This is a genomic window from Flavobacterium sp. (assembly GCF_013822155.1).
Lineage (GTDB): Bacteria > Bacteroidota > Bacteroidia > Flavobacteriales > Flavobacteriaceae > Flavobacterium.
Genome location: NZ_PNJW01000005.1, coordinates 34,213 through 49,824 on the forward strand (window position 1 = coordinate 34,213; position 15,612 = coordinate 49,824).

The window sequence follows — 15,612 nt, forward strand, 5'->3', positions numbered from 1 at the left end:
GATGCTGTTGTTCTACAAAAAAAACTTCGTAATGAATGGGATTGATTTTAAAATTGTTATGAAAAACTTCAATTCAAAATCTGTTAATCTATTTTTATTCTGTTTTATTTTTTGTCAAATGTTGACCTCACAAAATCTGAATAATCAAAAAAATAATAATAGAATTATTGCAGAAAATGAACTAGAAATTGCTTTATCAAAAAAATCTGTAAACAACTTCAGTCAAAAAGAAACGATAATAAAAGACTCATTATCTGCAATCTCTATTGCTGAAACTATTTTGTTCAATATTTTTGATAAAACTTCAATCTTAGAGCAAAAACCCTATGATATTCATCATATTAATAACTATTGGATTATCTCAGGGATTCTTCCAAAAGGTTATAAAGGAGGTACATTTTTAATAATAATTGATGACCGTAATTCAGAAGTAATAAGAATTACTCACGGAAAATAAATCACCTTGAAAAAAACTTTTTACAGCAACGGAAAATTACTTCTAACCGGAGAATATGTCGTTTTAGATGGAGCACTTGCCTTGGCATTGCCTACAAAATTTGGCCAAAAATTATTGGTAGAACCCGGCAAAGCAAACGAAATTAGTTGGAAAAGCATTGATGCCGATGGAAGCACTTGGTTTGAAGAGGTGTTTTCTTTTGATTCTATCGTTAAGGAGAATAAAACGATAAGCGACAATCCTATTCATAAAACATTGATTGAAATTTTACACGAAGCTTTTCAGATGAAACCGGATTTTCTGTTAGGAAATAATGGCTATACTATCGAAACAAATTTATCCTTCCCAAAAAACTGGGGATTAGGCACCTCTTCCACACTAATTAATAACATTGGACAATGGTTAGAGCTTGATGCCTTTGAATTATTACAACGAAGTTTTGGAGGAAGCGGTTATGATATTGCCTGTGCTAAAAAAGATAATCCGATTATCTATCAATTAATAAATAATCAACCCAATTATAAAAAAGTAGCTTTTTATCCAGAATTTAGAAATCACTTATATTTTGTGTATTTGAATAGAAAGCAAAGTAGTAAATCGGCAATTGCAAATTACATCAATAAGCAAAATGAAATTGGAAAAACGATTGAAAAAATAAACGCCATTACTAAGTCCGTTTTATCAACTGCTGATTTAAAAACCTTTGCTTATGAAATGGAAAAGCATGAAAGCATCCTTAGTGAAGTCTTAGAGATGAATACCATTAAAGAAGCTTTTTTTGATGATTATAAAGGTGTAATCAAAAGTTTAGGTGCTTGGGGCGGAGATTTTGTATTAGCCATTTCAAAGGAGAATCCTTCCGGCTATTTTAAAGAAAGAGGTTTTGATACAGTTATTCGTTATGATGATATGATTTTAAAATAGAAACTTCTGCTCTCTCGAATTTGCATATCCAGCTATAAAAACAAAAAATCCCAACTTATCGGTTGGGATTTTTTTTAAACATACAGTTTGAATTAATAATTAAACTGGAATCTATTGTCTTTAATTTCTGCTTTATCTTTTAAGGCTGAGAATACGCGATTCACACCCGATGCATTTTGAGATTTTAACGCATTGAGTTGAGCGGAATAATCTTGAGTTGGCAATGCTTTTGTTACTTTAGTTGTTTTAACAACAAAAACACTTGCATTTCCTTCAATTGGAGCAGAAATCTTGTTTGCAGGAGTTGAAAAGGCAAAACCAACAACTTTTGGTTCATAACCTAAAGTAGCCACTACAGGATTCTCTAACGTTACATCAGCAGCATTTTGAACCTGAACAGCATTTGCTGTTGCCATAGCTTCCAAGGTAGCTCCTTTCATTTTTGCCATTATTTTTTCGGCTTTCTTTTTATTTTTCAAGATTGGTTCCACTTGAAGGCGAGCATCTTCAATATTCAATAAACCTTCTTCATTTACTTTTTTAAGTTTCGCAATTAAATGTCCCACTTTAGCAATTTCAAATCTTTTTACGTCGTTCACTTCAGTATCACTTTCAAAAGCCCAACGAATTACTTGTCTTTGAGCTCCCATTTGTCCTAATGTCTCATCTAACGCTTTTACGCGAACAGGAGGAACAACAGTAAGTTTTGCTTCTTTAACAGCTGCTTCAAATGATTTTTCAGTCGCTGCTAATTCAAATTTAACGGCATTAGTATAGGCAACCTCAGCTGTTTTTTCAGAAGCTTCAATTTTTTGAGCAATTGTCGCTAAACGGATTGCATCTTGTTTATCCGTCACTTTAATAATATGATAACCAAACTCAGTTTCAACTAAACCAACTTTTCCAATTGGGTTATTAAACACGAAATCGTTAAATGCAGGAACCATTTGACCTGGACCAAAGAAATCTAAATCACCCCCTTTTTGAGCGGAACCTTGGTCTTCAGATGCTGTAAATGCCAACATGGTAAATGAATCCGGGTTTGCATTAATCTGTCCTAATAACTCTTCCGCTTTTACTTTAGCTTGTTCTTTTGTTCTGTCTTCTTTTGGTTGAGCTTTTGATCCGGTAAAACTGATTAAAATGTGGCTTGCTCTGGCTTTAGCTCCAGCTTTTCTACCCATAGAACGGCTTAAGGCATAATATTCACCATATATATAAGGACCATAAATTTGTCCTTCCGGTAAATTAAAAATTTGCTCAGCATGTTCAGCAGGTAAATCTGATTTACCTACATATGTTGAATCATATGGAAAATCAGAATTTGCATTAACAAATTCAATTACATTTTTTGTATTTGAAAAACCTGCAATGGTATCATTAGTAGATGTTTCATTATTGTAAACCACTTTAGAATTCAATAAAGAAGCTACTTTATTTTTAATTTCAGTTTTATCCGCATCGGAGGGTTTGTCTTCAATTACAACATATTCAATCTCTCTTGTTTCTTCTGCTTTATATTTTTTCTCGTTCTTTTTCATGTATTCGATTATTTCTTCATCCGTAACTTTTACATCACTGTCTTTAATTGAAGAAAAAGGAACCGCTACGAAATCAAACGTAACTTTATTATTTTGCAAGTTATATTTAAATTTTGCATCGTTTTGAGTTGTGAAAAATCCACCTTTCACTAACGAGCTGTAAATTTGATATTTTGAATTAATATTGGCATTCTTTTCAGTAGATTCAAAATATTCCACTTCTTGTGGATTAGAACTTGCTTTGATATACTCTCTATATTTATTGATATCAAATTGTTTTAACTCATTTTGAAAACTTGGATTTTGACCAAAATTTGGATCGCTTTTCAAGGTTTCAATTAAGTGTTTTTCGCTTATTCTAATACCTAATTTCTCTAATTCTTCTGTTAAAAGAGCAACATTTACTTCTTGATCCCAAACACGGTTTACTGCTTGAATGGTAGACATTCCTTGACCCCCTTTTTCAGTGTTACCCACCTTCAAACGGAATTCTTCGAAAGCAATATCCTTTCCATTAATACTACCAACATTTGTTGAAGTTTGAGCAAAGCCACCGCTTTGAATTACGTCAGCCAATACAAAAGAGAATAATGCCAAAGCAATAATCACAATTAGAATAAATGAACGTTGTCTAATTTTTCCTAAAATCGCCATTTTATTTATGTTTTATTTTTATTTCAGTTTGCGAAAATACAATTATCTATGAAATAATTATAAAGAAATCGAGATAATTTGTGTAATTTTTGCATGTCCCACTCTATTCCAACTTAAATAAAAGTAGATTGGCTTTAATACTAAGAAAATGTGAGCCTAAATATAGGAATAGTATGAGCAGTAATGCTTTAATTCGTAATTGTCAAAGTCACCAATTCAATTTTTCTATTCGAGGCTTCTTCAATTACAAAATGAAAATTTTCGACCGAAATTTTTTCTCCTTTAGAAGGAAATTCTTTGGTATGATTTATAATAAAACCTCCTAAAGTTGAATAGGAATCTTCTTCAGGTATATTTAATTTATAGGTTTCATTAATATATTCTACATCCAAACGAGTTGAAAAACGGAATTGCTTCTCGTTTATTTGCTCCTCAACCAGTGTTTCATCCTTATCATGTTCATCTTCAATTTCTCCAAAAAGTTCTTCAACTATATCTTCAACTGTAATCATTCCTGATGTTCCGCCATATTCGTCGAGTACAATGGCTACACTTTTCCTTTTTTTGGTAAGTAAATCGAGTACATCTTTGATAAACATTGTTTCAGGCACAAACTCAACAGAAATCATTACTGATTTAATTGTTTTTGGTTTTCTGAAAAGTTCAAAAGAATGCACATATCCAATGATATCATCTAAAGATGATTGAAATACTAAAATTTTAGAATAACCTGTTTCTATAAATAATTGTTTTATTTCACTAACGGTATCATGAATTTCTACTGCCGCAATTTCAGTTCTAGGAATCATTATATCTCTGGCTTTTACACCGGAAAATTCTAATGCATTTTGAAACATTAAAATTTCAGAATCGACCGATTCGTGGTCTTCAACAGAGTTCATTTGTTCTGAAATAAAATTTCCAAGTTCTACTTTACTAAAAAACAATTGTGTTTCATCTCCTTGTGTTTTAAATACTTTTTTCAAGACAAAATCTGAAATCCAGATAGTGAATGCGGAAATAAAATATAACAATTGATAGAAAAAATAGGCCGGAACAGCAAAAATTTTCATGCAATTATTAGCGTAAATTTGGAAAAATACTTTCGGTAAAAACTCTGCTGTGATAAGAATTACAGCTGTTGATATCAAGGTTTGAATCATCAATATCTGAAAAGGCAAATTATGAATTTCTAAATAATCCGGAAACAATAATTTGATAATCAGATCACCCATCATAAATCCATAAACAACTAGTGCTATATTGTTCCCCACTAACATGGAAGCAATAAACATGGAAGGCTTTTCAGTAATTTTAGTCAAAATTTTGGCAACAAAACCCTCTTGTAGCTTTTCAATACCCAAATAAACTTTATTTGAGGAAACAAAGGCAATTTCCATCCCGGAAAAGAATGCTGAAAGCAGTAAACAGATGATGATAATACTGACTTCCATACAGAATTACTTTTTATCTTGGTTATTCATTTTCTTCATAAACTTTCGTCTGAAAAAAAACATAAAAATAGCCATCGCCGCAAAAAAGAACATCATCCACGGACTTTTTTCTTCAGAATTTAAATTTATAAATCCTTGGTAAATAAAAAATCCTGCTGCAAAAAGATAAAAGTATTGTATGTATTTAAGGTAAGTCATAATTTAATGAAAGGTATTAGGTTAAAGGTTTTTAATTTGATTTACTCAGTATCATTTATCAAACCATACACTTTTTGGAAATTAATTCGTTTGAAATCTTTACTAAAATCTAGACCTTCACCTGTTGAAAGTCCTTTATTAGGGTCCGTAAATTTAAACTTTTTTTCCGTAAAAAACCATTCATTTTTTTGGTCGTAATACAACTGTTCTGTTTCTAAAAATTGCCCGCCATCAGAAGTCATTTTTACATTTCCCTGTAAATCGATAATATCTGTGCCCTTAAAAGTGATTGCGTAATCCGCATTGATGAAGTTCTTTTTGCCTCTTTCATCAAAAAGAGTTACTTCTATTCCTTTTGGGAATTCCGTAAACGGGTATTGAACTGTACCGTAATCAAACATTTTCGTGCTAATCAAAATGGCTTTGATTCTACCGGAATCGGTATATTTTAAATTCACCGAATCCGCTTCTCCAGAAGCCATAAATTCAGAAATATTAATTTTCTGAATTTCTTTAAAATTACTTTCACATGCAAAAAACAATGTCACAGCAAATGCTGTGACACTGAAATTTATTATTTTTTTTATGCTAAGCATTTAGTTACAAATTTGGTACTGTAACACATTTACCAACCCAACATTTGAAACAGATACTTTGACCCGCTCTTCCTGAGTTAAAAATTTCTTGTTTAGAAGGAGCCAATTTATCGTAAGAGGAAGCTGCTGCATTTCCGGATGCTGTTCCTGCTTTTCTCGCCGTTTGAGCTGCTAACCAATAAATTGCTCTTTTTTCAAATGGATCATTTCCACAGTCATTCGCACTATTAGCATACAATTGAGCAATATAAACATGAGCTTCTCCAAAGGATGGTTTTGTCGCCAATGCTTTTTCAGCATATGCTCTTGCTTGAACTTTGTTCCCGTTTCCATAAATATTTCTGGAAATTGTGTAATAAACATTTGCTTTTTTAGTGTTATCTTTTTGTAATTCAGCAGACTGATTAAAATATTCTAAAGCTTTAGCAGTATTCTTTTTTGTGTAAAAAGATACTCCCAAGTTATAGGCAGATTCAGCTGTTGGATTTAAAGAATGTAATGCATCTGAAATTTTTGAAAACAACGGGTCAGATGAACATCCTTTTTTGTCTAAACGATCTGCTGCTCTTTTTAACCATTCAGCATCGCCTTTTTTCTCCTCAAAACTAGCTCCCAAAAATGGTATTAAACGCTCACAAGTTGCTAATTGGGCAATCTTAGCATCCATACTGGAATGAATAGTTTCGAAAGCATCTAAATTAATTTGATGATTTTCTTTTGCTCTTTTCTCTTTATCAGTTAATTCTGTTCCACTTTCTTCTTTTTGCAGTAAAACATCTAAGGCATCTGAAACCCCTTTTTCTTCTTCATCAATTTTATCAGAAACTTGGTCATATTTATTGAAAAGATCTTGTAATTTAATTCCGTTTTTGTTTGCTTCAAAATCATTCACATAAATTTCAAAGTAAACATATAATGCTTTTGGATTACTGAAATTATCTTTATCATTTTTGAAAGCAGAATCTAATAGTTGGTAAACTTCATCGGAAGTACCACTGTTGTTTTCAAAAAGTACCATTGCTTTTTTAACTTCAATTCCTTTTGCTTTAGCAGGAAAATTAGTTTTAAATTCATCTTGTAATTTAATAAAATCACGCACTTCCTTTTCTTTATCTGCAGGTGTTTTAGCGTTATCAATTCTGGAATTGATAATTCTTTCACCATAAATATAAATAGCTTCACTAAAGGAAGGGCAATCTTTTCTTAACTCTTGAAGATGTTTATAGGTTTCTTCTCCATAGTTTTTTGTTTTTGCCATTTCAGCAAAAATTGATAGTTTTTCTGCACAGTTTGCAGCACTTTGGGCAAAGCCATTAAACGTTACTAGTATAAAGGCAAATAAAATAATTACTTTAGTTTTCATAATATTAAAAATTTCTCTTTTAGTCATATTTTCTTTTAATAAACCATTTGTCATTCAATGAAAAACTTACACTTAAGTTTGAATAGTTTTCTTGTATTAGTCCTGAACTTGTTGTTCCACGCTTACCGAATTCAAAACCAACGTTTACATTGGAGAACGAACCTTTTATTGGTAGACCTAATCCAAAAGTTATGCCAAAATTATTAATCGACTCATTATTGACAATTAATCCTGTATTTTGATAATTAAATCCTCCTCTATAAGTTATTCTTTTATAATAACTGGAAAAGGAATTATAATCCGGCATATAGTAACCTCCAAAACTGTATTTTGTAACATTTTCATAGGAAGCATCGTTTATATCATCAAACCTACTTCCAAAGTTACTGCCTTGCATAAATGTAACTTCTGCTCCAACAGACCATTTTCTCACTTCCCCAACACCAAATCCAATTCCAATTTTAGAAGGGTATTTTACTTTAGTATCGTTGACAGGTACATCTTCTTCATTAACCACTAATTCCCCAAAAGATTCTGAAAACTGAACTATCGCAATCTTTCTATCATTTGCCAAAGATAAAGTGCTTTCGGGAGAATAAATCAAACTTCCAAATATTGTTGTTTTTTTATTGATTAATGTATTATACATCAAACTTGTATTAAAATTAAATCCTGTAATTTCGCTACTGTTTGATTCTCTCGTTCCATACTGTATACCCGTCAGAAAACTTATATCTTTGGTTGTAATATTACCAAAATTAAAGTTCATATCTGCCCCAACCCGAAAATTTTTATTGATTTTATAACCTACACCGCCATAAATTTTATTTGTTCCTCCATTTCCTGTGAATCTTGATATTGGCGTACTGTCATCAACATAATTACTTTGAATTTGATAACCCACGGAAGTAAAAGGCATTACAGCAAACGCAGCTCCAAATCGTTTTGAAATTGGAACAGCTAGGGCAATATAATCTAAGGAAGCTCTATTTGCCGTTTCTGATTGGTTTTCCGTTTTATACTTCACATAATTTAAATTACCCCCAATCGTAAAAGTTGTATTCATAATATCAGACAAACTCGCAGAATTATTGATATTGATATGAATGGAATCGTTTATCATATTTATTCCACCCATAGTCCTTGTTTCAACATTTCCTTTAAACACTAAATCTCCAATTCCGTAAAAAGAATAGGGTGAGGATGATGCATTTTGAGCATTAGAAAAAAATGAAAATATCAAGCAAAAAATTATAAGAATTTTTTTAATCATTGTTGATTTTGTATTGAAAAAATTGGTTTAAACTTTCTAACAGAAAATTTGAATTGGCAAATATGGTATTTTTTAATCTTTTTGCCAAAAATTCAGCGTCTCCTCCCGTTAAAATTATGGTAAAGTTTTCATTTTTGTTTTTATACTGCTCAATAAACCCATCTATTTCATGAATTAATCCATTTACAACACCGGAATGAATGGATTGATTTGTGGAATTTCCAATAAAATTTGGAGGCTCTTCCAAGGTTAATAATGGCAATTTTGAGGTGAATTGATGCAATGACTCGTATCTCAATCGAAGTCCGGGAGAAATAGCTCCGCCCCAATACCTGTTTTCATCATCTATAAAATCATATGTAACACAAGTACCCGCATCAATAACTAATTTATTTTTTTTGGGAAAAAGCAAAGTAGCTCCTGTTGCCAGTACCATTCTGTCAATTCCTAATGTAGTTGGTGTTGCATATTTATTTTGAAACGGAAAAATATCCTGATGAGAGACAAAATGAATAGAAATCCTTTCTGAAAACGAATTAACAGCAATACTATTTTCATTTCCAACCGAAGAAACAATTAAATCAGTGATTTTTGGATTATTTTCTAAAATATTTTCAATGGAATTTTTAACTTCTACACTTGAAAATACAAATTGATTAATAAGTGTATTTCTCTCATAAACAGCACCTTTAATCCTAGTATTTCCAACATCAATAGCTAAAAGCATTCCGATAGATTTTAAAAAGGCGAAGATACGAATAGATTTTTTTTTATAATTGTTTTGGATAAAATAAAAATCGCACTATATTTGCACCCGCATTAGCAACGGTACCTTAGCTCAGATGGTAGAGCAATGGACTGAAAATCCATGTGTCCCTGGTTCGATCCCTGGAGGTACCACTTAAACCCGAATAGCAATATTCGGGTTTTTTGTTTTCAAAGAAAGATAATGTCGCACTTTGTTTATATATTATTTTCAAAAACTACTTCAAAATATTACATTGGAGAAACTCATAATGTGGACGAAAGAGTTAAAAACCATAACCAACATAACTATGTAAATTCATATTCAAAAATTGCAAATGATTGGGAATTGGCATTTTGTTTTGAATGTAGTGATAGAAATAACGCTTTATATCTCGAAAAATTTATCAAAAAAATGAAAAGCAGATTATTTATTCAAAAGATAATTGCAAATCCTGAAATTCTATCTGATATACTTTCTAAAAAAAAATAAATCCATGTGTCCCTAGTTCTCCCGAAGCTTCGGGACTGGAGGTACCACTTAAACCCGAATAGCAATATTCGGGTTTTTTGTTATTTAATAGTGTCCCTAATTGTTTCAGGCAATTGTTCAGGAACGACTTGAGGAGAAGTTCCGTCCTCGTATTCCGTTTCTTCAAGGTTTTCCGTCTGTTTTCCAACTCCAATAATAGGGTTTTCTTGAGTTCCGGTCACTTTTATTGGGATACCTATTATTCCTAATGGAGGTAAGCCCAACCTCATTTTTATATTTAATTTACCATCAAAACTTGATTCTCCTTCAATTCTTGGCCTAAATCCTGCCACCTTAAACTTGAATCGTTCTATTTTAATCAAATTATTTTTTACAGTCGTTTTAATATCTACTTTTGAAACATCGGGGTCTTTTAATGCATCTGTTTCTGTTTTTTTGCTTACTGCATTAAATAATTTGAATCCTTTCATTTTTACATTCTTGACTGAAAGTGTTCCTCCACCAACGAGAGAAGGATATATTGGAGACATATTTTCATCTATTTTTCCGGCTATTTTGTAATCTAAGGAAACAATACCTTCTGCATATTCAGCAGCAGAAGCCATTTCACGAAACATAGGTATTTCATTGTAAGCTCTCTTAATATTAAATTCCGTTGCTTTAATCTTAAAATCAAAATCTGCTTTGTTTGTAGATTCATTGAAATATAAAGCACTCATAATTACTTTTGTACCAATTAGTGAAAAAGAAGTGTTTTGAAGAGCCAATTTCCTTTGATTCACAACCATTTTTCCGGAAAGATTTTCAATATTCATCTCATCAAAAACAACTTTGTTGGCCTTTGCAAGTAAATTAAAATTAAATTGAGTCGGAATAACTATCACTCCACTTTCAGAAACAGTTTCACTTTCGGCGGATTCAGGCAATTCTTTTGAATTATCTGAAAAAGCCATGAACTCATTTATTTGAATCAGATTAGATTCTACTGCAAATGTTCCTTTTAAAATTTCAGAATCAGACAAGGCAAAATTTATCACATTTTCCATGTAACCATTCATCATGAAATCAGATTGCCCATAGTTTGCCTTAAAGTTTTTGAAATTCATTTTATCTTGATTAAAAACAAATTCGCCCTCTTTAATGATAAACGGTTTGGGTAAATAATCAGAAGTTGTTTTTATATCTCTCAGATAAAGAATGCCTTTATTTTCCAGTTTATTGTAGTTGCCATTAGTAGCGTCACTTTGTTTTCCTTTAAATGAGACATCCATTTTAGCATATCCGCTTACATCCAAACCTTTTTGAGAAAATACTTTATATATTTTTTCAATATCTAATTCACCTTTCGCTTTTATATTATACGAAATATCTTCAAAATTTTGAAATGATGCATTAATTGCAATTGGTTTTCCTTCAAATTGGAGTGATGCCGGATTAATGACAAGTGATAAATCTTTTAATTCACCTGTTTGATTTGATGCTTTTGCTTTAAAATTTATGTTCTCAATAGGGTTAGGATAATAGGTTGATTTAATATGTCCATTTTTAAGTTCTAAATCTCCTTTGGTTACCGGAAATTGATTTTTTTCTTTATCATAAATGCCCTTTGCAACAATATCTGCTGTAAAAATGCCTTTTAAATCCATATTTTGAATACCTAAAGCCTTATCCAGTTTCGCTAAATCCATTTTAGAACGAATTCGGGCATTAATTTTCGGTTTTGAAAGTCCGTTAACAATTACATTTCCATTAAAAAAATCTTTCCCTACATCAAAATAAATGGAATCAATTTTTACTGCCAATTGTTCTGGATCTAAAGAAGGTAATTTAGTATCAAAATTCAAAAATATATTTTCGGCAGGAAAAGGGGTTTTTTGATGGGAGATATAACCATCTCTGATTTTCATATTAAAATGAACGTTTGGCATTTTATTTTCAGAGGCAATGTATTGCCCTTTCAACTCAAAGAATAAATCTGTTTTACCCTTAATTTCTGTCTTATCTAACCATTTAATATAACTTGGTGGTAAAGCTGTAAAGAAGTCATTTAATTGACTATTCTGAGATTTTACATTAAAATCTAAATCATATCCATTTTTTAAAAAGTTGAATTTCCCTTTAAATTCAACTGGCAATTTGTTGATTTTTAAATTATTTTGTTCAAAAACAAGGGCAAGAGAATTGGTGTTTATTTTTGTAATTAATTCAGCATTAACTTTTTTGTTTTTTAAATATTGTTCATTTTCAAAACTGAAATCAAACGACTCAATTTGTGCTTTTGTTTTCAAATCAAAAACTGCTTTATCCAAATCACCTTTACCGATGTAATTAAAGCCTTTTGCATTAATTAAAATTTTAGTGGATTGATCATCATAAACTAACCTGGTATTTTTGATATCTATTCGTTCCAGCTTTAAAGATGCAGAAGTTGAATCAGAAACAGTTTCTGCCTCATCTGAAACATAAACATTGTAATTGGGTTCCCCTTTTTTGTTTACTTTGATTAAAATAGTGCCTTCTGAGATGAAAATTTTATCGATTTTAATTTTTTCATCAAAAAAAACAGACTTTAAATTTATACCAAATGCCACTTCCTTTGCGGCAATAAGCGTGTCTTTTTGAAATGGTGCGGATCCTTTTAATAAAAAATCATCCAATGATAAGGTTAACGAAGGAAAATGAGTAAAAAAAGACAGGTGAGTTTCTTTAAAACTCAATTCTCCATTAAGCTTCTCGTTTGCAAACTTTTTTACTTGATTTGTTAATGTTTCAGGGAAAATTGTTGGCAACAAAAAAAGCAATAACAGTAGTGTTCCCAAAGATATCCCGGCAATTTTAACTATTTTAAATACGCGTTTTTTACCTGATTTATTCATACTACGAAAGTATTCATAATCTATCAATTAGCAAAATATTAAAAATAAAAAACCCAACTAAAAAGCTGGGTTTAATGGCATTATAATCATATTAACTAACTCAAATTTTAATTTTTTAGCAATTTCATTGATTTTTCACGGTCATTTTGATCTTTAATTTTTACGAAATAAATTCCTTTCGTCAAATCACTTACATCAAAACGATAGTTTGTATCAAAATCATTTTGAAATGCTTTAACTAATTGACCTGTAATTGAATAAATTTCAACTTTTACTGTTGGAACTGTCACAGAAAATGTTTCGGTAGTTGGATTAGGTGCAATTGCAATATCATCTTTCCATTCAAAAGTTTCGGCACTAAGCGTTGGCAATCTGTTCCCATAAACTTTAAACTCTCCCGGGGCTAATGCAATCTGTGCCGTTGTGCTGGTTACGCTTATTGGAGCATCCGTCATTAAATCATACCAAGTCCCAGTATATGGGAAATCAGGGGTGATATTTTGACTAGCCACAGAAAAGTTTGCTAAAATAACTACATTTTTTAACTGTGTAGATGGCAATGAATTATTGAACACATAAATTCGTTGACGAATATTACTGCCATTTGGACTAATAGAATAATCACCATTAAAAACCGGTTCATTTTTCTTTAAACTAATAAATTTTGCATAGGCATTGTAAACTGAATTGCGAAGAGCATCGCCTAACCAATTTTCAACCCATTGGGGCTGAGGCTTCGTGTCTAATTTACAATCTCCTGGAATAGCATCGTAATCTGTATTTACGGAACTGCCTCCTGAGCAAGTAAAAATAGAATCGTCCATCCCTAATTCTTGAAAATGCCAAATCATTTTAGGGCCAGGAATTAAAATACTGGTAGCACCAATTGCTTTCATTCTTGGAATTGTATTGTTTAAGTTCCCACTAACAGGAGCGGTTCCTCCACCATTTCCAAAAGTTACTGCTTCATAAATAATTCTGTCTTTATCATGACTTTCGGCATAACCCATTAATCTTTTTCCGGTAAAACCTCTACTGACATGTCCCATTCTTGTTATATCAGCATTTGTTGAATTTCCACTGATAAGTTGTTTGTAAGGATTCCAAAGTTCTCCCCACATCATAACCCCTTTACCTTCATTAATTCTATAATTTGCCCATTGTTGCTCTTCATTATCCGCCCCTAAATGTTCAAAAATCACATAATGATTTGGGTCTAATGACCAAGAATAATCAGCATATTCTTTTAAAACAGCTACTCTATCATTTCGATATCCATTTGTACAAGCATCATCTCCGGCAGTACATTCTTGTGTAAAACCTTTTGTTAAATCCCATCGGAATCCATCGATTTTATACTCCTCTACCCATTGTTTGATTACCCGTTTTGTGTAATATTTTGTCAAGGCTGATTGGTGATTAAAATCATCCCCTACACTGTAACTGTGTCTTGCAACAGTATTAAAATAGGGATTATCACTTGCCGGTGGTCCCCAACCGTCTCCATCTGCATCACTCATCCACATTCTTATACCCGGGTTTCTTCCGAAGGCATGATTTAAAGCTACGTCAAGAATTACGGCGATACCATTTTGATGGCATAAATCAATAAGTTCTTTTAGTTTGTCTTTGGTTCCATAAAATTTGTCTTGAGCCATGTGAAATGCGGTGTTATATCCCCACGATTCATTTCCTTCAAATTCCATGACCGGCATTAACTCAATCGCATTAATTTTAAGATTTCTAAAATAATCAATTCTGTCTATTAGATTTTGATAAGTTCTATTCGCATCAAAATCTCTTACTAAAACTTCGTATACTACAAGATTATCTTTATTCGGTTTTACAAAATTCAATGTAGCTTGACTCCATGGATAAACCGGTTGTGCTGTTTGTAATACCGTAACTTCTCTTTCTTGCCCTTGAGGGTACGCCGGCATATTTGGGTAGCTTGTAGAAGGAATCCACTGGTCATCATAAGGTGACAAAACTAATGTGGAATACATATCTGCCGTTTTTACCAAAACCGGTGAATTAGTGGTTGGTGTTTGATCTACCACCCAATATTGATAAGTATACATTTGTCCGGGAGTAAGCCCTGTCAATTCTAACCAAAATATATTTGTGGTTGGATCTTTTTTCATGGCATACGACCCATCCGGTTCCCAATTGTTGAAACTACCTGCCACATAAACAAAATCTTTCCCCGGAGCATTTAACTTCAGTGTTGCTTTTGTTGGATCAGATGCATTATAATTAATACCATCTTCCATACCCGCAGGAATTGCTTGAGAAATAGTACCGGGATTTACAATTACTTTAAATGTTCTTGTAATTGTACTACTTCCTTGTGTTACTATCAACTCGTAATTTTGATTTGAAGTAATAGGTGAATGTGTAAAGGAATAATTTGCAGTAGCTCCATTTGAATTGATAGTATTTCCATTTGCTTTCAAAACATAACTGGCATTACCGCCTGTATTTGTAGCAGAAACTAACAAACTACCTCCACTATTTATGATAGTTGAACTATTGTTCACAGGAGAAGTCAAGTTTAACTGAAAAGTTCCCACATTGAAAATAAAATCACTGCATGATGGTGGTAATTTTAAGGTTTGAGAACCATTTGCATTTCTAAAAACCATTCCTAGTTTTGTTGCATTTGCTTGTTGTGTTCCATTTAAACCAAAATAAACACTTGGTGTAATAGTAATAGACCACGTTCCATTTCCATTGTTTGTCATTAGCCCAACGCCATTATCTTGTCCCCAAGTTCCAATAACAGAATAACCAAAAGCATTTGTATCATCGCCAATACCGGCATGCATATAAACTTTTGCAGGACTTGTCCCCATAAGGTTACAGGCTTGGGCAGCTGTTGATACAGTAATAGTAATTTGATCCGTTACATTGAACGTGGAGGGAGTAATTGTTACTTGAGCAAAAACTAATCCTGAAAATAAAGAAAATAAAAAAGTAAAGAAATAATATTTTTTCATAGCTGAAAATTTAAATGATAAAAAAGGGCTGTAGGATTTA

12 protein-coding genes and 1 tRNA gene are annotated in these 15,612 nt (G+C 31.9%); 4 read left to right on the forward strand and 9 right to left on the reverse strand.

The genetic code is table 11. The features are described 5' to 3' along the window. Positions 1-31 precede the first annotated feature (31 nt). Together C0512_RS02445 and C0512_RS02450 are read left to right on the forward strand one after the other, a co-directional pair. A complete protein-coding gene (locus C0512_RS02445) occupies positions 32-457 on the forward strand; it encodes an NTF2 fold immunity protein (protein WP_290858601.1) in 426 nt (141 codons plus the stop codon). 6 nt (positions 458-463) lie between these two features. Next, positions 464-1,381 carry a GYDIA family GHMP kinase gene (locus C0512_RS02450; RefSeq protein ID WP_290858602.1) on the forward strand — a complete coding sequence of 306 codons (918 nt, stop codon included), beginning with the start codon at positions 464-466 and terminating at the stop codon, positions 1,379-1,381. Positions 1,382-1,473: 92 nt separating this feature from the next. Here C0512_RS02450 and C0512_RS02455 read toward each other — a convergent pair whose 3' ends face one another. From C0512_RS02455 to C0512_RS02485, 7 genes are all read right to left on the reverse strand, one after another. Continuing rightward, positions 1,474-3,576, reverse strand: coding sequence for a peptidylprolyl isomerase (locus C0512_RS02455; RefSeq protein WP_290858603.1), 2,103 nt, complete (start codon positions 3,574-3,576; stop codon positions 1,474-1,476). Between the two features lie 188 nt (positions 3,577-3,764). Continuing rightward, positions 3,765-5,030, reverse strand: a complete 1,266-nt coding sequence (locus tag C0512_RS02460) for a hemolysin family protein (RefSeq protein ID WP_290858604.1) — start codon at positions 5,028-5,030, stop codon at positions 3,765-3,767. A 6-nt stretch (positions 5,031-5,036) separates the two neighbouring features. Then, complete coding sequence (locus C0512_RS02465; RefSeq protein ID WP_290858605.1) at positions 5,037-5,228, reverse strand: hypothetical protein; 192 nt, start codon at positions 5,226-5,228, stop codon at positions 5,037-5,039. Between the two features lie 41 nt (positions 5,229-5,269). Beyond that, positions 5,270-5,824 carry an LPS export ABC transporter periplasmic protein LptC gene (lptC, locus tag C0512_RS02470; RefSeq protein ID WP_290858606.1) on the reverse strand — a complete coding sequence of 185 codons (555 nt, stop codon included), beginning with the start codon at positions 5,822-5,824 and terminating at the stop codon, positions 5,270-5,272. Positions 5,825-5,828: 4 nt separating this feature from the next. After that, a complete protein-coding gene (locus C0512_RS02475; RefSeq protein WP_290858608.1) occupies positions 5,829-7,187 on the reverse strand; it encodes a lipopolysaccharide assembly protein LapB in 1,359 nt (452 codons plus the stop codon). Positions 7,188-7,206: 19 nt separating this feature from the next. Further along, positions 7,207-8,430, reverse strand: a complete 1,224-nt coding sequence (locus C0512_RS02480; protein ID WP_290858609.1) for a hypothetical protein — start codon at positions 8,428-8,430, stop codon at positions 7,207-7,209. 22 nt (positions 8,431-8,452) lie between these two features. After that, positions 8,453-9,187 carry a type III pantothenate kinase gene (locus C0512_RS02485; protein WP_290858610.1) on the reverse strand — a complete coding sequence of 245 codons (735 nt, stop codon included), beginning with the start codon at positions 9,185-9,187 and terminating at the stop codon, positions 8,453-8,455. A 100-nt stretch (positions 9,188-9,287) separates the two neighbouring features. Between C0512_RS02485 and C0512_RS02490 the strand changes: the two genes are divergently transcribed. Together C0512_RS02490 and C0512_RS02495 are read left to right on the forward strand one after the other, a co-directional pair. Continuing rightward, positions 9,288-9,360 (forward strand) — tRNA-Phe (locus tag C0512_RS02490). A gap of 49 nt (positions 9,361-9,409) precedes the next feature. Then, positions 9,410-9,697, forward strand: a complete 288-nt coding sequence (locus C0512_RS02495; RefSeq protein WP_290858611.1) for a GIY-YIG nuclease family protein — start codon at positions 9,410-9,412, stop codon at positions 9,695-9,697. Positions 9,698-9,777: 80 nt separating this feature from the next. On the opposite strand, the gene C0512_RS02500 is transcribed toward C0512_RS02495, so the two are convergent. Both C0512_RS02500 and C0512_RS02505 read right to left on the reverse strand, forming a co-directional pair. Next, positions 9,778-12,573 carry an AsmA-like C-terminal region-containing protein gene (locus C0512_RS02500; protein ID WP_290858612.1) on the reverse strand — a complete coding sequence of 932 codons (2,796 nt, stop codon included), beginning with the start codon at positions 12,571-12,573 and terminating at the stop codon, positions 9,778-9,780. A gap of 107 nt (positions 12,574-12,680) precedes the next feature. Next, positions 12,681-15,572, reverse strand: a complete 2,892-nt coding sequence (locus C0512_RS02505) for an alpha-amylase family glycosyl hydrolase (RefSeq protein ID WP_290858613.1) — start codon at positions 15,570-15,572, stop codon at positions 12,681-12,683. Between the last annotated feature and the right edge of the window lie 40 nt (positions 15,573-15,612).